Source organism: Micromonospora echinospora (assembly GCF_900091495.1).
Lineage (GTDB): Bacteria > Actinomycetota > Actinomycetes > Mycobacteriales > Micromonosporaceae > Micromonospora > Micromonospora echinospora.
The window spans coordinates 7,174,778-7,192,253 of sequence record NZ_LT607413.1; the positions used below are offsets into that span (position 1 = coordinate 7,174,778).

The window sequence follows — 17,476 nt, forward strand, 5'->3', positions numbered from 1 at the left end:
AACCGCCGCGCCGTCAGCGTCGAACCGGTGGCTCCACCCGGTAGCCGGGCACCGAGGGCCAGCGGACGGTGACCAGCACCGACTCCTGCTCGGCGTACCAGGAGTGGTCGACGCCCCGGCCCCAGAGCACGTAGTCACCGGGCTCGCGCAACAGGACGGTCCGATCCGGCAACTCCACCCGGAAGGCTCCGCTGACCAGCACCAGCAGGGCGGTACGGCTCTCGTCGGTCGCCCACCGGGACCGGCTCTCCCCCGCCGTGTGCACCCCCCACTTCACCTCCACGTCGGTGCTGTGGCGCGGATGCCCGGCGGGCATGAAGTGGCCCAGCAGCCAGCCGCCGTCCCCGGCCCCGTCCACGCCCGCGTTGCCCACGTACACGCTCTCGTTCATGTCCTCCCCGTCCGTCAAGGCGCAGCAGGTTAACAGCCCGGCGTGACTAGGCTGGTGCGGTGACCGACGAACTCGACGACGAGACCCTCGCCTTCGCCCACCGGATGTTCGACCTGGCCCGGGGCGGCGTCACCGGGGAGCTGGCCGGACAGGTCGACGCCGGGTTGCCGGTCAATCTGACCAACGGCAAGGGCGACACACTGCTCATCCTCGCGGCGTACCACGCCCACCCGGAGACGGTGGCCGCCCTGCTGGCCCGGGGCGCCGACCCCGGCCGTACCAACGACCGGGGGCAGACCGCGCTCGCCGCCGCCGTGTTCCGGAAGAACGCCCCGGCCGTCCGGGCGCTGCTCGACGCGGGCGCGGACCCGGATCACGGCAGCCCGTCGGCGACGGAGACCGCCCGCTTCTTCGACCTGCCGGAGATGCTGGCGCTACTCGGCCGCGAGTGAACCGTCGCGGCGGCGGCACGGCGGGGCGCGCACCCGGTATACAGGAGACCGTGGAGGATCCCCTGCCCGAACAGATGCGCGTCGCCGCCGGGGCGTTGCTGGCCGCCCTCGACGGCCCGGCGCGCACCCGCGTCGCCCGTCCCTTCGACGACGACGCCCGCCGCCGCCTGGAGTACCGGCCGCGTCCCCGGGCCGGGGTCTGCCTGGCCGACCTCGACCGGGCCGGCCGCAAGGCCACCCACCGCCTGCTCGCCACCGCGCTGAGTCCGCACGCGTACGCCCAGGCCATGGCGATCATGTCCCTGGAGGAGGTGCTCGACCGGGCGGAGGGATGGCGTCGGGGCCGGCACAGCGATGACTACTGGGTGGCCGTCTTCGGCGATCCGGCGCGCGACGACCGGTGGTCCTGGCGGGTGGAGGGACACCACCTGTCGGTCAGCATGACCGTGGTGGACGACCAGGTCGCCGCCGCTCCCCTTTTCCTGGGCGCGAACCCCGCCGCGGTCCGGCACGCCGGGCGGACGATCTCCCGGCCCCTCGCCGCCGAGGAGGACCTCGCGCGGGCCCTGCTGGACGCGATGGGCGCGTCCGCCCGGGCCGCCGCCGTCGTGGACGACCACGCCCCCGACGACATCATCAGCGCCACCCGCGCGACCGCGCCCGGACGCATCGACCCGCTCGGCGTGCCCGCCAGCCGGCTCGGGCCCACCGGGCGGGCGCTTCTCGACCAACTGGTCGCCCTCTACCTGGACCGGCTCCCGCCGGAACTGGCCGCCCGGGAGGCCCGCCGGCTCGACGGTGGCGAGCTGCACTTCGCCTGGGCCGGACCGACCGGACCCGGGCTCCGGCACTACTACCGGGTGCAGGGCGAGGACCTGCTGATCGAGTACGACAACACCGCCGCCGACGGCAACCACGCGCACACCGTGCTGCGCCGCCCGTCGGCCGACTTCGGCGCGGACCTGCTCGCCGCCCACCACGCCGAGGCCCACCACCACGACGGCTGAGCCGCTCAGTCCGGCTTGACGACCTCGATCAGGAAGCGTCGGGCGTGGGCGACGAACTCCCCCTCGGCCTCGATCCGCTCGTGCAGGCGGCGCAACTGTGGGCGGTACCGGTCCACGGTGAAGTCCGGAACCGTCCAGACCACCTTGCGCAGGAAGTAGACCACCGCCGCGATGTCGCGGAAGACCGTCCGCAGGGTGGCCGTCCGCAGGTCGACCACGCGCAGCCCGGCGGCCCGGGCCGCCGCGGCGGCCACCTCCGGTCGTTGGCTGTCCCGCGGCGGACGAGGGCCGACGAACGCCTCGGACAGTTCCCGGACCGTGCCGGCGCCGATCTGCTGGGAGAGGTACCGTCCGCCGGGGCGCAGCACCCGGGCCACCTCGGGCCACCAGGTGTGCACCGGGTGCCGGCTGGTCACCAGGTCGAACGCGGCGTCCCGGAAGGGCAGCGGTGGCCGGTCGGCGACGGCGACCACGCTCGCGCCCAGGCCGCGTAACGTCCGGCGGGCGACCTCGACGTTGGGCGGCCACGCCTCGGTGGCGACCAGCAGGCGGGGTGGGCGGGGTATCCCGGCGAGCACCTCACCACCGCCGGTGTCGAGGTCGAGCGCCGCCCCGGCGTCCGCCATCCGGTCGGCCAGCAGGGCGGCGTAACCCCAGGGGGCACGTTCCTCGCTGGCCCTACCGTGCAGCCAGGAGAAGTCCCATCCCTGGACGGGGACGGCGGCACCCTCGGTCACCAGCTCGTCGAAGTCGGTGGTGGACACCCGGGCAGTCTCGGCCATCCGGGCCGGCTCCGACAACGGGTTTCCGCCCCGCCCGGGCGGTGGCGGTGCTCACCACGGCCCCGCCCGGGCGGTGGCGGTGCTCAGTTCACCGGACGGGTGGCGGGACGGGTCAGCTCCACGGTGGACCCGGTCACGGCGCCGAGCGACTCCAGGCCGCCGGCCTCGACGCGACCCCGGTCGAAGACCCGCACCAGGTGCGCCCCGAGGGCCACCCCGAGCGCGCCCACCCCGAGCGCGACCAGCTCGGTGACGAACAGCGCGACGGAGGCCCCCCGCCGTGGCGCGTCGGCCCGGACCAGACAGGTCACCACGAAGATCGCCGCCATCGCGACGTTGACCACGTTGAAGCTGATCGCGGCGCGACGGGTGCGACCGGCCGGCACGTCCCACAGGTCGACCATGCCGGCGACCCCGGTCATCGCGGCGGCGACCAACGCCGCCACCGACGTCCAGTAGCCCACCTCACCGAGGAAGGCCGGCCCGCCCGCGAGGTCGAACAGGTCGAACAGGGTCGCGCAGACGAAGAGTCCGAACGGGAACGTCACCAGCATGGGTTGGATCGGGTGGCCGTGCACCCTCAGTCGGCTCTGCATGTCCCCTCCCCCGGCTCGGCTGCGATCCCGGGTTGCTACCCGGGCGCCGCACGACGAAACGATCAGGCCCCCCGGGACCGGGAGACGGTGACCACCAGCCGCTCGGCGACCTCCCGTAACGGGATGGAGAGCGCCGAGGCGGCGCTGCGCAGCACCTGGAGCGCCTCCGGCGCGGGACAGCCCCGCTGGGTCATGATGACACCGATGGCCTGCCCGACCACACCCTCCTGGAGGAGACTTTCGTCGATCTCGTCGGCCAGCGCCGTCCGTCTCGCCCGGCCACGCACCCCGGCCAGCAGCAACCCGGCGTGTTCGGCCAGGAGCATGGCGGTGAGCTGACGTCGCGCGGTCAGCGCGTCCGGCGTGTCGGCGTACAGGTTGATCGCGCCGATGACGTGGTCGTCGACGTCCACCGGCGCGGCGAGCACCCCCCGGACGCCGAGGGTCCGGGCCCGCGCCGTCCAGGCCGGCCAGCGCTCCTCCGTGGCGAGGTCGGCGGAGAGGACCATCTCCCGGCGGTGGACGGCGCTCATCGCCGGGGAGTCGGGGCCGTGCCCGAGGTCGTCCAGTTCGGCCAGGCGCGGGTCCGAGGCGGCCACGCCGGCCGGTTCACCGGCCCGCAGCGCGGTGAACCCGCACCAGGTCACCCCCGGCACCGCGTCCCGGGCAACGGTGACCAGCCGGGTCAGCGCCTCGTCGAAGTCGGTGGTGTCGAGTAGGGCGGCGGTCAGTTCGCGCAGCAGCGCTGCGGTCTCCAACACGCCCAGGTTCTCCGTTACCGGTTCGTGTGTCTCCAGGTTCACCGGGGCGCAGCCTCCGTCGCGACCGCGCCGGACGCGGCTCCCCGTACCGCCAGCATCCTCATGTTCCCTCGTCTCACCGACTCAACGGACCCGCCCTACTACCCCTGGGAACCCGTCCCGAAACGGGGTAAAGCGGGCCCCTCCCGACGTGGGCACATGTCGGGAGGGGCCCGGCGGGTCAGCGGGAACCGCTGCTCAGCCGCCGCCCCACCGAGGCGATCAACCGATCCAGCTCCGAGCCGAACGGGTTGTCGTGCACGAGGTACGTCCAGGTGGCGCTGGGCCGGACGAGCTGCCCGGCGTCCGGCTCCCAGTCCTCGTCGAACTCGGTCTCGGTGAAGGTCGCGATGGTCCGCGCCTCGATCTCGGGGATCAGCGCGTTGAAGGCCGGTACGGCGGCCCGGTGGAACTCGTCGAGCGGGTCCAGCCGCCCCAGCGCCCGCAGGTGCACGCCCTCGCGGACCTCGGAGAGCTCGGCCAGGTGTTCCGCCCAGAGCCGGTCGGTGTGGTAGAGGGCGATCGACCGGGCGACCCGGGTGAGCAGGTCCTCGTCCATCTCGCCGGCCTTCTCCGGCACCCGGTCCAGCAGCATCAGCGCGGCGACCTCGCTGGTCAGCAGCCGCTCGCGCCGCTCGGCGAGCGCCTTGCGTTGCTGCTCGATCACCACGCTGTACCGCCAGGTGTTGCGGTGGATCTCGTGGTTGACGCCCTCGGCGACCCGCTGGGCGTGCTCCACCGCGTAGTCGACCTGGGTGTCGGTGACCAGACCGTCGGCGTTCATCCGGGGCGACGCCGGGACGCTGTCGCCGGCGTGCCGGACGACCAGGTCGTCCTCCAGGCTGACGAAGAAGACCGACGCGCCCGGGTCGCCCTGCCGCCCGGCCCGGCCCCGGAGCTGGTCGTCGACCCGGCGGCTGTCGTGCCGGCCGCTGCCCATGACGTACAGGCCGCCCAGCTCGGCCACCCGGTCCCGGTCGGCCTGGTCGCTGCCGCCGAGACGGATGTCGACACCCCGACCGGCCATCTGGGTGGAGACGGTCACCGCGCCGTACGCGCCGGCCTCGGCGATGATCGCCGCTTCCTCGTCGTCGTTCTTGGCGTTGAGCACCGCGCACGGCACACCGGCCGCGTTGAGCCCGGCGGCGAGCTGCTCGGACTCCTTGACGTCGAGGGTGCCGACCAGCACCGGCCGCCCCGCCTCATGGCAGCGCTTGATCTCGTCGATCAGCGCCTCCTCCTTCTCCGCCCGGGTCGCGTAGATCCGGTCCGGCTCGTCCTCGCGCACGCACGGCGTGTTCGGCGGGATCACCGCGACCTCGAGGGAGAAGAACTCGCGGAGCTGGTCGCCGACGAGCACGGCGGTGGCGGTCATCCCACAGAGCTTCGGGTAGAGGCCGATGAACGCCTGCACGGTGACGGTGCCGAGCACCTCGCCCTCGGCCGTGGCGTCGAGGCCCTCCTTGGCCTCCACCGCCGCCTGGAGCCCGTCGGGCCAGCGGCGGCGCTGGGCGACCCGGCCGCGCATCTCGTCGATCAGCTCGACCGTGCCGTCCCGGACGATGTAGTCGACGTCCCGGTGCAGCAGCGCGTGCGCGTGCAGCGCCACGTTCACCGCCGACAGCTGCGCGACGTTCTCCTCGGCGTAGAGGTCGATCTCGCCCAGCCGGGCCTCCACTGCGGCCAGGCCGGCGGTGGTGAAGGCGGCGCTGCGGCCGTCCTCGGCGACCGTGTAGTGCTTGCCCTTGCGCAGGCCGCGCACGATCGCGGCGGCGGCGTGCACCGGGTCCTGCTCGCCCGGCACGGCGCCGGCGAGCACCATCGGCACCCGGGCCTCGTCGATCAGGATCGAGTCGGCCTCGTCCACGATCGCGGTGCGCAGCGCCGGCTGCACCCGGTCGTCAACGTCGGTGACCAACTGGTCGCGCAGGTAGTCGAAGCCGGCCTCGCTGACCGAGACGTAGGTGACGTCCCGGGCGTACGCCTCCTGCCGCTCCTCACGGGTGGAGGCCTCGTTGACCCAGCCGACGGTCAGGCCGAGCAGGGTGTAGACCGGTTCCATCCACTGGGCGTCCCGGCGGGCCAGGTAGTCGTTGACGGTGAGCACGTGCACCGGGCCGTTGCCGAGCCGGACGTGACCGTACGCGGCGATGGTCGCGGTGAGCGTCTTGCCCTCACCGGTGGCCATCTCGGCGACCTTGCCGGAGAGCAGCGCCATCGCGCCGAGCAGCTGCACGTCGTACGGACGCTGGTCGAGGCCCCGGCGGGCGGCCTCGCGCCCGATCGCGCAGATCTCGACGTACCCGGAGGCGGCTTGCGCGGCCTCGGTCAGCTCGCCGTCGTCGAGCGCGGCGAGTTCCTCTTCCCGCGCCTCGATCTGTGGCAGCAGCTTCTCCAACGGAGCCAGGTCAACCGTGCTGCCCGGACGCTGGAGGAAGCGCCGGAACCTGCTCTTCAACCGTTGCGACACACCCATGAGCGGCAACGGTACGCGACCCGGGCCGGCTCGTGCGGCCCGGTCGCCGCGCCCGGCCCCGGAGTGTCGCCGCACCGCCCCCGGGAGCGAAGATCGACGCCGGTCGTCGCCCGGGCCGGACGGCGCGCGCTCAGCTCACCAGGAGCTGGTGGGTGGCAAGCTCACGGTAGAGCGGGCTGCTGCCGGTCAGCTCGTCGTGGGTGCCGGCGGCGACCACCCGCCCAGCGTCGAGGACCACGATCTGGTCGGCGTCGACCACCGTCGAGAGCCGGTGCGCCACGATCAGCAGGGTCCGCCGGACGGCGACCGCGTCGATCGCCCGGCGCAGTGCCGCCTCGTTCCGGGCGTCGAGGTTGCTGGTCGGCTCGTCGAGCAGCAGCACCGGCGGTCCGGCCAGCAGTGCCCGGGCGATGGCCAGCCGCTGCCGCTCCCCGCCGGAGAGGAGCACCCCGCCCTCCCCCACCGGCACGTCCAGCCCCTCGTCGGTCCGGGTCACCAGGTGCTGGAGGTTGACCTCGTCCAGGACGGCGAGCAGCCGCTCGTCGGTGGCGTTCGCGGCGGTGAGCAGCAGGTTCTGGCGCAGCGTGCCGGCGAGCACCGGGGCCTCCTGCTCGACGTAGCCGAGCCGGGACCGCAGCGCGTCGCGGGGCAGGTCACGCACGTCCACCCCGTCCAGCCGCAGGGCGCCGGCGCTCACCTCGTAGAAACGCTCGACCAGCGCCAGCAGGGTGGACTTGCCGGCGCCGGAGGGGCCGACCAGGGCGGTCCGGGTCCCGGCGGGGACGGTGAAGCTGACCTCGTGCAGCACCGGCGGCCCGCCCGGGTAGCCGAAGCCGACCCGGTCGAACTCGATCGCCGCCGGCGTCGGACCTCCGTTCCCGGAAGCGGCCGGAACCGGACGGCCGTCCCCGGAAGCGACCGAAGTCGGCCGGCCATCCCCGGCAGCGACCAGAGCCGGACGGCCGTTCCCGACGACGGCCGGAGCCGGACGGCCCTCCCCGACAACGGCCGGAGCGGCGGGGACCGGTTCCGCCCGACGGTGCGCGTCGGCGGCGCCCTCGACCGGCACGGTGAGGATCTCCTCGATCCGCTGGAGCGCACCGAGACCGGTCTGGAGCTGGGTGAACGCGCTGAGCGCCTGTCCCAGCGGCAGGACCAGGAAGAAGAGGAACATGATGAAGGCGACCAGGTCCCCGACGCTGAGCGCGCCGGCGGCCACCCGGGCCCCGCCGACCCCGAGCACCAGCAGGAACGCCCCCTGGATGGTGATCGAGCCGGCCGGGCCGACCACCGCCTGCACCCGGGCGACCCGCAGCCCCGCCGCGTACGCCTGCTCCGCGCTGGCCACGACGGTGCCGGTCTCCCGCTCCTCGGCCCGGCTGGCCCGGATGGTCCGGGCCGCGGAGATGGCCCGCTCGACGGCGGAGGTCATCTCGCCGATCCGTTCCTGGGCGGCGCGGGCCAGGTCGCGCACCCGCCGGGCCACGGTGAGGGCGAACCCGAGCCCGAGCGCCACCCCGGCGAGGGTCACCCCGAACAGCAACGGGTCCAGCAGGACCATCGCGACCGCCGCGCCGACCACCGTGACCACCCCGGTCACCAGCTCGAACAGCCCCGAGGTGACCACCGCCCGCAGCAGGGTGGTGTCCGAGCCGACCCGGGAGAGCAGGTCGCCGGTGCGGCGCTGGTCGTACTCGGCGATCGGCAGCCGCAGCAGGTGGCCGGCGAGCCGGCGGCGGGTGGTGAGCACCAGCCCCTCGGCGGTGCGTTGCAGCAGGTAGTCGCGGAACCCGGAGAGCACGGCCCCGGTCACGAGCGCGGCGACGAGCACGCCGACCAGGGAACCCACCGGCCGGGACGCGGAGACCGCGTCGAGCAGCGACCGGGTGAGCAGCGGCTGGGCGAGCGCCGAGGCGGCACCGAGCAGGGACAACACCCCCACCACGACGAGGGTCCCTCGGTGGGTGCGCAGGTACGGCAGGAGGGCGGCGAGTCCGACACGCGGAGCGGCTCCGGTGGTCACCGGACCACGGTAGCCGCCACGCGCATCCGCCCCGCGCCGCCCTGCCCGGGTGGTTGCCGGGGACCCCTGCTCGGCAGAAAACGGTAGGAAGGGTCCCCTGCAACCACCTCAGCGCGCGGGATGCGGGATGCGGAGTGGGTGGGATGCCGGGCGGGGCGATGGGGTGGGGCGGGTGTCAGCAGGTCAGCACGACCTGGAGTTCGTGGCGGCGTCGTTCGGCCAGATCGGTGAGCAGGGTCGGGGCCTCGTCGAACGGGACCGTCGCCGAGACCAGGTGCTTGCGGATCAGGTCGCCGTGGTCCCGCAGCAGGTCGACCGTCTCGGCGGAGAGCCGCTCCCGGTCCCACGTCGGGGCGAGCCCGCGCGGCACCCGGCCGATCTGCGCGCACCGCAGCGCGAGCCCGTTGTGGTGGAACTCTTCGCCGAGGCGCACCTCGTCCGCCCCGGCCTGGTAGAAGGCCAGGTCGACGACGGTGCCCTGGGGGCGCAGCAGGCGCAACGCGAGGTGCAGCGCCCAGGCCTGTCCCCGGCACTGGAACACCACGTCCGCGCCCCGGTCCCCCGGGCCGTGCGCCCAGCGGGTCTTCAGCACCACCGCCGGGTCGTCCACGTCCGGGTCGAGGGTCTCCAGGCCGAGCGCCTCGGCGACCCGTCGGCGCTGCGGGGTGGGGTCGAGCACCACCACCGAGGCGGCGCCGCCCCGCTGGGCGAACAGGGCGGTGAGCAGGGCCACCACCCCGCTGCCGACCACCGCGACCCGGCGGCCGGCCACCCCGTCGCCGAGCGACCGCACGTCGGTGCCGTGCAGGTCGGCGGCGGCGTGCAGCAGGCCGTTGGCGCAGATCGGCCCCATGTGCGCGACGTAGACGCCGAGCAGCGGATCGAGGTCGTCGGGGAGCGGGACGAACCGCTCGGCGACCGGGTCGGCCAGGTACCCGGTGCGGTGACCGTAGGTCATCGCCCCGACGGTGCCCACCTCCACCGCCGGGGTGGCGCTCTCCACCACCCGGCCGACCTGCATGTACCCCAGCCGCCGCACCGGGTACGGGGTGCTCGCCGCGCCGGGCTGGAACAGGCCGAGGTCCGCGTTCCAGGTGACGTGCAGGTACGGGTTGGTGCCCTTGACGTAGCTCAGCTCGGTGCCGGCCGAGACGCCGCTGTAGAGCGTCTCGACCCGGAACGTGCCGTCGCGCAGTTCGGCGGCGTCCTGCTCGACCAGTTCGACCCGTCCGGGGCCGCTGACCACCACGACCCGCTCACGCACCGACGGTCACCCCCATCCGGTCCGGCGTGGGCAGCGCCACCGGCCGGCCGGTACGCGCGCTCTCGGCGACCGCGCAGGCCAGTCGCTGGGTGCCGAGCGCCTCGGCGTACGGGACCCGGACGTCGTCGCCGACGCCCCGGACCGCGTCGACGAAGGCCCGGTCGACGGCGACCCGGGCCCCGTCCGGATCGGCCCCGAACCGGCGTTCCCCGTCGGCGTCGCACACCGTCAGGCCGTCCTCGGCCAGCGTCAGCGCCAGCCCGTCGGCGACGATCTCCAACCCGGCCCGGTGCTTCCAGCCGAGCACGCAGGCGGCGGTCAGGGTGCCGACCGCGCCGCCCGCGAAGCGCGCCGCGGCCACGGTGACCGAGTCGATGTCCGCGCCGTCGACCGGCGGCGGCGTGCCGTCGCCGTACGCGGTGACCTCGGTGACCTCACCGACCAGGACCCGGATCAGGTCGAGCACGTGCGCCGCCTGCTCGACGACCGGCCCACCCGAGCGGTCCCGCCGGGTCCACCAGGCGACCGGTGGCACCTTGTCCAGCCAACTGCCGCTGACCATCCGGACCGGGCGGTCGGCGAGCAGTTCGCGGGCCTGTTCCACCACGTGCAGGTAGCGCCAGTGGTGGCCGACCGCGGTGAGCAGGCCGCGCCGGGCGACCAGTTCGGCGATCCGCTCGGCGGTGTCCAGGTCGACCGCGACGGGCTTCTCCACGAACATCGGCACCCCGGCGTCGATCACCGCCTCCTCCACCGGCCCGTGGGCGAACGGCGGCACGCAGACGTAGACCGCGTCGCATCCGGCGGCGAGCAGTTCCCCGACGTCGGGGAAGGCGCGCGCGCCGTACCGGCCGGCGAGATCGCTCGCCGCGTCGTGGGCGACGTCGGTCACCCCGACCAGTTCGACGTCCTCGAAGCCGCTGAGCACCCGGGCGTGCCGCTGCGCGACCCCGCCGGCACCCACCAGTCCCACCCGACACCCACCCATCCGAGCCTCCCGCCGCGTGTCCGTGCCGCAGGGACTGCCCGGGTGGTCACGGGTACAAACGTTCACGCGGGGGAAATCGGGATGGATGGGCCCTCTGATCAAGATGGGGGCGGGAATGCGGTTAGTCGGCGGTCCGGATTGGGAAAACTCGACACCACGTCCCGCGCACGACCTACGGAGCGGACGGCAGCGGATATGGGGGTGTGCCCGTGCGGGACACGGAAGCGGTGGTCTCACCGGTGGTCGAGGCATGGGCCACCTACCGGACGACCTCGGCGCAGGAGTGGACGGCGCGGCGGCTCGTCCGCGCGAAGGGTGACTGCCGGGTCAGCGTGGTGCTGCCGGCCCGCAACGAGGAGGCCACCGTCGGCGCGATCGTGTCGACGATCCGGGAGCACCTGGTCGACCGGGTGCCGCTGGTCGACGAGTTGATCGTGGTGGACTCGCGGTCCACCGACCGGACCGCCCAGGTGGCCCGCGCCGCCGGGGCGGAGGTGGTCGGCCAGGACGAGATGACCCGGTCACTGCCCCGGCTGACCGGCAAGGGGGACGCGCTCTGGGCGGGACTGGCCGCCGCGCGCGGGGACGTGGTGGCGTTCGTCGACGCCGACCTGCGGGAGTTCCGCCCGCACTTCGTGACCGGACTGCTGGGACCGTTGCTCACCGACCCCGGCATCGACTTCGTCAAGGGCTTCTACCACCGGCCGCTGGTCGGTCAGGCGAGCGTCGAGCCCGACGGAGGCGGCCGGGTCACCGAGCTGATGGCCCGTCCGCTGCTCAACCTCTTCTGGCCCGAGCTGGCCGGCTTCGTCCAGCCGCTGGCCGGCGAGTACGCCGGGCGCCGCGAGGTGCTGTCCCGGGTGCCGTTCGTCTCCGGCTACGGCGTGGAGACGGCCATGCTGATCGACCTGCTGGAGCTGGTCGGACTGGACGCGCTGGCCCAGGTGGACCTGGGCGAACGCAAGCACCGCCACCAGGACACCGCCGCCCTCGGGCGGATGTCGGCGCAGATCATGCTCACCGTCTGGTCCCGGCTGCAACGACGCGGCTGGGCCAACCCCGACGCCCGGCCGGCCGAACTGCTCACCCAGTTCCGGCGGGGCGGCTCGGACACGTTGCCGAACCTCGACCGGGAGATCGTGATCAACGACGTCTCGGTCGAGGAACGTCCACCCCTGGCGGACCTGCGCCACCTCGTCCCCCGTCGCCGCGTGGCCGCGGCGTGACCGCCCGCCGAGCCGGCGCGCTGGAGAGGAAGACCCCATGAGCCTCACCGTCCTGATGAACGCCGGCCCCTGGCTGTCCGTGCCGCCCCCGGGGTACGGCGGGATCGAGAACGTGGTCGCCACGCTCGTGCCGGAGCTGCGCCGGCTCGGGGTGCGGGTGGTCCTCGCCTCGGTCGGCACCAGCGCCCTGCCGGTCGACGAGCTGGTGTCGGTCTACCCCGACGGGCAGTTCTCCGCGCTGCAACGCCCGTACAACCAGGTGTGCGGGGTGGCCCAGGCGCACCTGGCCGGGGTGGCCCGCGAACTGCGTGCCCGCGACGACATCGACCTGGTGCACGACCACGTGGAGGCGGTCGGTCTGGCCACCCTGGCCGCGATGGGCCCGGACGCCCCACCGGCGCTGCACACCCTGCACTGGGACCTCGCCAAGCATCCCGCGCTCTACGGCCACCTCGACGGCGGCGACCGGGTGCGGGTCAACGGGGTCTCCGCCTCCCAGCTCGCCCGGGCCCCGCAGGCGCTGCGGGACCACTCGGTGGGGCACGTGCACCTGGCCACCCCGCTCGCCGTGGACGCCCACCGCCGGCCCGGTCCGCTCAAGGGCGACCACGTGGTCGTGCTGGGCCGGATCAACCCGGGCAAGGGGCAGGACGTCGCCGCCCGGCTCGCCCACCGGTACGCCTTCCCGCTGGTGCTGGCCGGCCCGGTCGGGCCGTACCACCGGCCGGAGGACCTGGCGGCGGCGGGCGACGAGGCCCGGCAGAACCCGGACGTGCGGTTCTTCCTCGACGAGGTGGCCCCGCACGTCGACGGCGACCGGGTGCGCTGGGTGGGCACGGTGGCCGGCCGGGACCGCGACGACCTGGTGGCCTCCGCCCGCGTCGCTCTCTTCCCGCTGCGCTGGGAGGAGCCGGGCGGCACGGCGGTGGTGGAGTCGCTGGCGCTGGGCACCCCGGTGGTCGCCACCGCGCGGGGTTGCCTGCCCGAACTGATCGACGACGGGCGCACCGGTCTGCTCACCGACGACGAGGAGCGGCTCGGTGAGCTGGTGCTCGCCGCCGGGCGGATCGACCCGGAGGAGTGCCGGCGGGAGGCCGCCGCCCGGTTCACCCCGGCGGTGATGGCGCAGCGGTACGTCGAGTTGTACGACCGGGTCCGGCAGCTCGCCTCGGCCCGGTTGCAGCCGGTCTGAACCGGTCCACCGGTTCCCTGCGGCGGGTGCCCCCGGCCGGCGTTTCGACGCGCCGGCCGGGGGTACCTGTTCGATCACGGAACAACGGACCCCAGGCACGTACGGAGCGAGCCCATGTCGAGGCGGATCACCTGCCAGGTGCGCGATAACTCGCCCGTGACCGAGGTCCGGCTCGCCGGCACCCTCGACGTGGGGACCATGCGGTCCGTGCACGCCGTGCTGCACCGCTGTCTCACCGCCCAGCCCGACGCGCTCGTCGTCGACCTGGCCGGGGTGACCGTCCGGGACCGGCTGGCGTTGGCCGTCTTCGCCGCCGCCGCCCGCCAGGCGGCGGGCTGGCCGGCCGTGCCGATGGTGCTCTGCGCCCCACCGCCGGAGGCGGCGACCTGGCTCGCCGAGTCCACCGCCTGCCGGGTGCTGCCGGTCTGCCGGGACCGGGCCGAGGCCAGCCGGGAGATCGACGCGACCGCCGCGCCCCGCCTGCGGGCCCGGCTCCAGCCGGTGGCGGACGCCTGTCGTCGGGCCCGGGAGCTGGCCCGGGACGCCTGCGGGCGGTGGAACGTGCCGGAGCTGGTCGGCCCGACCACGCTGGTGCTCAGCGAGCTGGTGGGCAACGTGGTCCGGCACGCCGGCACCCCGATGCAGGTCACCCTGACGCTGCGCCGGCCGTACCTGCACGTCGCGGTGGTGGACGGCAGCCGGGCCGCCGCCCGGCCCGCCGACCCGGACCACTGCGCCGAGGGTGGACGCGGGTTGCTGCTGGTACGGGAGCTCACCCAGCGCTGGGGCAGCTCGCCGGCCGGGGACGGCAAGGTGGTCTGGGCGATGCTTCCCGCCATGTAGCATTACGCCTAATTTTTCCCTTCTCGCCTGGTTTTATAAGGGGGGCGACGGGTAGCCACGCCCGTCCTATCCGGCGCGCGGGCGGGGTGAGAAACGGCATGACCAGATCGACCACCACGGGGCCGGGTCACGACCGGGGACCGGCGATCCTCGCGCCGGCGCGGTTCGGCGGCTATCCGGGGCCGGTCCGGCCGGCGCTGCCGGGCGGGAAGCTGACCCGCTTCCTCGCCACCACCGACCACAAGCAGATCGGGCTGCTCTACCTGCTCACCTCGTTCGGCTTCTTCCTGGTCGCCGGGGTGCAGGCCCTGCTCATGCGCGGCGAGCTGGCCCGGCCGGGGATGCAGTTCCTCTCCCCCGAGCAGTACAACCAGCTCTTCACCGCGCACGGCACGGTCATGCTGCTGCTCTTCGCCACCCCGGCCGCGTTCGGCTTCGGCAACTACCTGGTGCCGATCCAGATCGGGGCGCCGGACGTGTCGTTCCCCCGGCTGAACGCGCTGGCCTACTGGCTCTTCCTGCTGGGCGGGCTGATGGTCCTCGGCGGCTTCTTCAACCCCGGTGGCGCGGCCGACTTCGGCTGGACCGCCTACACACCGCTGAGCCGGGTCCAGCACTCCCCCGGGATCGGCGGGAACCTGTGGGTGATCGGCCTGGTGATCTCCGGGCTCGGCACCATCCTCGGCGCGGTCAACCTGATCGCCACCGTGCTCACCCTGCGCGCCCCGGGCATGACCATGTTCCGGATGCCGATCTTCACCTGGAACATGCTGCTCACCAGCGTCCTGGTGATCCTGGTCTTCCCCCTGCTGGCCGCCGCCCTGCTCGCGCTCGCCGCCGACCGTCTCCTCGGCGCCCACGTGTACGACCCGGACACCGGTGGCCCGTTGCTCTGGCAACACCTGTTCTGGTTCTTCGGCCATCCCGAGGTGTACATCATCGCGCTGCCGTTCTTCGGCATCATCACCGAGATCATCCCGGTCTTCGCCCGCAAGCCCATCTTCGGCTACAAGGGGCTGGTCGGGGCGACCATCGCGATCACCATCCTGTCGATGACCGTCTGGGCGCACCACATGTTCGGCACCGGTCAGGTGCTGCTGGCGTTCTTCAGCATCCTGAGCTACCTGATCGCGGTACCCACCGGGGTGAAGTTCTTCAACTGGATCGGCACCCTGTGGAAGGGACAGATCACCTTCGAGACGCCGATGCTCTTCGCCGTCGGCTTCCTGGTGACCTTCCTGCTCGGCGGGCTGACCGGGGTGCTGCTGGCCTCCCCGCCGGCCGACTTCCACCTCACCGACACGTACTTCGTGGTGGCCCACTTCCACTACGTGCTCTTCGGCACGGTGGTCTTCGCGCTCTTCGGCGGCTTCTACTTCTGGTGGCCGAAGATGACCGGCCGTCTGATGGACGAGCGGCTGGGCAAGGTCCACTTCTGGACGATGTTCATCGGTTTCCACGGCACGTTCCTGGTGCAGCACTGGCTGGGCGCCGAGGGCTTTCCCCGCCGGTACGCCGACTACCTGCCCACCGACGGCTTCACCACGCTGAACACGGTGTCGACGGTCTCCTCGTTCGTCCTCGGCATCTCCACCCTGTTCTTCATGTGGAACGCCTGGAAGTCCTGGCGGTACGGGGCGATGGTCACGGTGGACGACCCGTGGGGCTTCGGCAACTCGCTGGAGTGGGCCACCACCTGCCCGCCCCCGCTGCGCAACTTCGACCGGATGCCCCGGATCCGCTCCGAGCGCCCCGCGTTCGACGCCAAGTACGGTTCGCTCGTCTCCGACCTCGGCCGCGACCTGCCGCAGCGTTCCACCCGCCCACCGCAGCACCTCCGCGAGGAGCTGCACCACGAACGGCACGTGCCGGAGTCCCCGAGCGCCGCGGGCGCGCAGGGGGCGCGGGAGGCCGCCGCCTACCACCCGGCGCCGCAGTCCGGCGCCCGACCGGTGGACGTGCCGGACCCGGACGAGGTGCTCCGGCCCAGCTTCGAGGGGACCGAGGAGCCGGAGAACCCCTTCGGCTCCCAGCAGGGGCCCGACGGCAACGACCGCTGGCAGCACCCGCGCGGCCCCGGCGAGCACCCGCCGCCGGAGCGCTGACCCGGCGGGGCCCCGATCCCGGCCAGCACACACACGACGGCCGCGCCGCCGGTCAGCGGCGCGGCCGTCGGTCAGCGGCGCGGCCGTCGGTCAGCGGCGCGGCGCGACGGCGGGCGCGAGACCGGCGGCGGTGAGCGAACGCCGTACCGCCGGCTGCGCCCCGGTGAGGCGCAGCGGCACCCCGCTGCGCTCGGCGGCGTCCCGCCCGGCCATCAGCGCGGCGACGCCACCGGCGTCGAATCCACCCGCGCCGTCCAGGTCGACCACCACCTCGCGGGGCTGGCCGGTCAGCGCCCCCAGCACGGCCCGACGCAGCTGGTCCGCGCCGTCCCGGTCCACCTCGCCGCCGACCTCCACCACCACCCGGTCACCGGCGTGCCGCACCGCGATCCGGGCCCGTCCGCTCTCCGCCTCCGCGCCGTTCTGCCACGGTGGCGGGGCGTCCGCGAGCATCGCCTGGCGCAGCCAGGTCAACGCGCGGGAGAGCAGGCGGGAGACGTGCATCTGGGAGATGCCGAACCGCGCGGCGATCTCGGCCTGGGTCTGGTTGCCGTAGAAGCGCATCGCCAGGATCCGCCGCTCCCGCCAGGGCAGCCGGTGCAGCAGACCGCTGACGGTGACCCGGTCGTCGACCGACTCCAGCGCGTTGTCCGACTCCCCCACCAGGTCGCCGAACTCCGCCGAGCTCTCCCCGCCCACCGGCGCGTTCAGCGAGGCGGGGCTGTAGCCGGCCGCCGACTCCAGCGCGGCGAGGATCTCCTCCTGCGGGGTCTCCAACCGCTCGGCCAGCTCCGCCACCGTCGGCGTACGGGACAGTTCGCTGGTCAGGGCGGCGGTCGCCTGGCCGACCTCGAGGATCAGGTCGCGCAACCGGCGGGGCACGTGCACCCCCCACGTACGGTCCCGGAAGTGCCGTTTGATCTCTCCCACGATGGTGATGGCCGCGTACGCGGTGAACGAACCGCGCTCCGGGTCGTACCGGTCGACGGCGTTGACCAGCCCCAGCCGGGCGACCTGTTCCAGGTCCTCCAACGGCTCACCCCGCCCCCGGTACCGCCGGGCCAGCCGGCCGGCGAACGGCAGGGCGAAGCGGACCAGGTCGTCCCGGGCTTCCTGCCGCCGTTCGGGCGGAAGGCCCTCGATACGCGCCGCGTAGGCCAACGCCGCCGCGTCGAGGTCCTCCAGACCCCGGTCGGTCGGTGACGGGGTGGTTGTCGTGGGCTGTCCGAACATCCGCGCCTCCCTCGGGAAGGTCCCCGCCCCGTCCGCACGCCGGTGACCGGCGCGACGAGGCGCCGCACCGGGTGCGGTAAGGGCGGAAGGTAGGAATG

At 73.9% G+C, this 17,476-nt stretch carries 15 protein-coding genes; 6 read left to right on the forward strand and 9 right to left on the reverse strand.

Annotated features, from left to right (window positions below; all coding sequences use genetic code 11):
* Window positions 1-13: 13 nt before the first annotated feature.
* Window positions 14-391, reverse strand: coding sequence for a cupin domain-containing protein (locus tag GA0070618_RS30515; protein WP_088984722.1), 378 nt, complete (start codon window positions 389-391; stop codon window positions 14-16).
* 59 nt (window positions 392-450) lie between these two features.
* Between GA0070618_RS30515 and GA0070618_RS30520 the strand changes: the two genes are divergently transcribed.
* Both GA0070618_RS30520 and GA0070618_RS30525 read left to right on the forward strand, forming a co-directional pair.
* Window positions 451-843 (forward strand): ankyrin repeat domain-containing protein, encoded by a 393-nt coding sequence (locus tag GA0070618_RS30520; RefSeq protein WP_088984723.1) that lies wholly within the window; start codon window positions 451-453, stop codon window positions 841-843.
* Window positions 844-893: 50 nt separating this feature from the next.
* Window positions 894-1,850 (forward strand): DUF3500 domain-containing protein, encoded by a 957-nt coding sequence (locus GA0070618_RS30525; RefSeq protein ID WP_172900347.1) that lies wholly within the window; start codon window positions 894-896, stop codon window positions 1,848-1,850.
* Between the two features lie 5 nt (window positions 1,851-1,855).
* On the opposite strand, the gene GA0070618_RS30530 is transcribed toward GA0070618_RS30525, so the two are convergent.
* From GA0070618_RS30530 to GA0070618_RS30560, 7 genes are all read right to left on the reverse strand, one after another.
* Complete coding sequence (locus tag GA0070618_RS30530) at window positions 1,856-2,632, reverse strand: class I SAM-dependent methyltransferase (RefSeq protein ID WP_088984725.1); 777 nt, start codon at window positions 2,630-2,632, stop codon at window positions 1,856-1,858.
* Window positions 2,633-2,715: 83 nt separating this feature from the next.
* The gene (locus tag GA0070618_RS30535) at window positions 2,716-3,228 is read right to left on the reverse strand and encodes a DUF2231 domain-containing protein (RefSeq protein ID WP_088984726.1); all 513 of its coding nucleotides are present in this window, start codon (window positions 3,226-3,228) and stop codon (window positions 2,716-2,718) included.
* A 62-nt stretch (window positions 3,229-3,290) separates the two neighbouring features.
* A complete protein-coding gene (locus tag GA0070618_RS30540; RefSeq protein ID WP_088984727.1) occupies window positions 3,291-4,031 on the reverse strand; it encodes a GAF and ANTAR domain-containing protein in 741 nt (246 codons plus the stop codon).
* Window positions 4,032-4,209: 178 nt separating this feature from the next.
* Entirely contained in the window at window positions 4,210-6,504 is a 2,295-nt protein-coding gene (secA2, locus tag GA0070618_RS30545) for an accessory Sec system translocase SecA2 (protein ID WP_088984728.1), read from the reverse strand.
* 130 nt (window positions 6,505-6,634) lie between these two features.
* Entirely contained in the window at window positions 6,635-8,527 is a 1,893-nt protein-coding gene (locus tag GA0070618_RS30550) for an ABC transporter ATP-binding protein (protein WP_088984729.1), read from the reverse strand.
* A 175-nt stretch (window positions 8,528-8,702) separates the two neighbouring features.
* Complete coding sequence (locus GA0070618_RS30555; protein WP_088984730.1) at window positions 8,703-9,791, reverse strand: zinc-binding dehydrogenase; 1,089 nt, start codon at window positions 9,789-9,791, stop codon at window positions 8,703-8,705.
* Window positions 9,784-10,779 (reverse strand): Gfo/Idh/MocA family protein, encoded by a 996-nt coding sequence (locus GA0070618_RS30560; protein WP_088984731.1) that lies wholly within the window; start codon window positions 10,777-10,779, stop codon window positions 9,784-9,786. The genes GA0070618_RS30555 and GA0070618_RS30560 overlap by 8 nt, the downstream gene beginning before the upstream one ends.
* A 209-nt stretch (window positions 10,780-10,988) precedes the next feature.
* Between GA0070618_RS30560 and GA0070618_RS30565 the strand changes: the two genes are divergently transcribed.
* From GA0070618_RS30565 to ctaD, 4 genes are all read left to right on the forward strand, one after another.
* The gene (locus tag GA0070618_RS30565; protein WP_088985957.1) at window positions 10,989-12,005 is read left to right on the forward strand and encodes a glucosyl-3-phosphoglycerate synthase; all 1,017 of its coding nucleotides are present in this window, start codon (window positions 10,989-10,991) and stop codon (window positions 12,003-12,005) included.
* 37 nt (window positions 12,006-12,042) lie between these two features.
* Window positions 12,043-13,197, forward strand: coding sequence for a glycosyltransferase (locus GA0070618_RS30570; protein ID WP_088984732.1), 1,155 nt, complete (start codon window positions 12,043-12,045; stop codon window positions 13,195-13,197).
* Window positions 13,198-13,311: 114 nt separating this feature from the next.
* Window positions 13,312-14,040, forward strand: coding sequence for an ATP-binding protein (locus GA0070618_RS30575; protein WP_088984733.1), 729 nt, complete (start codon window positions 13,312-13,314; stop codon window positions 14,038-14,040).
* 98 nt (window positions 14,041-14,138) lie between these two features.
* Window positions 14,139-16,145, forward strand: a complete 2,007-nt coding sequence (gene ctaD / locus GA0070618_RS30580; protein ID WP_088984734.1) for an aa3-type cytochrome oxidase subunit I — start codon at window positions 14,139-14,141, stop codon at window positions 16,143-16,145.
* Between the two features lie 90 nt (window positions 16,146-16,235).
* Here ctaD and GA0070618_RS30585 read toward each other — a convergent pair whose 3' ends face one another.
* Window positions 16,236-17,378, reverse strand: coding sequence for a SigB/SigF/SigG family RNA polymerase sigma factor (locus tag GA0070618_RS30585; protein WP_088984735.1), 1,143 nt, complete (start codon window positions 17,376-17,378; stop codon window positions 16,236-16,238).
* Window positions 17,379-17,476 lie beyond the last annotated feature (98 nt).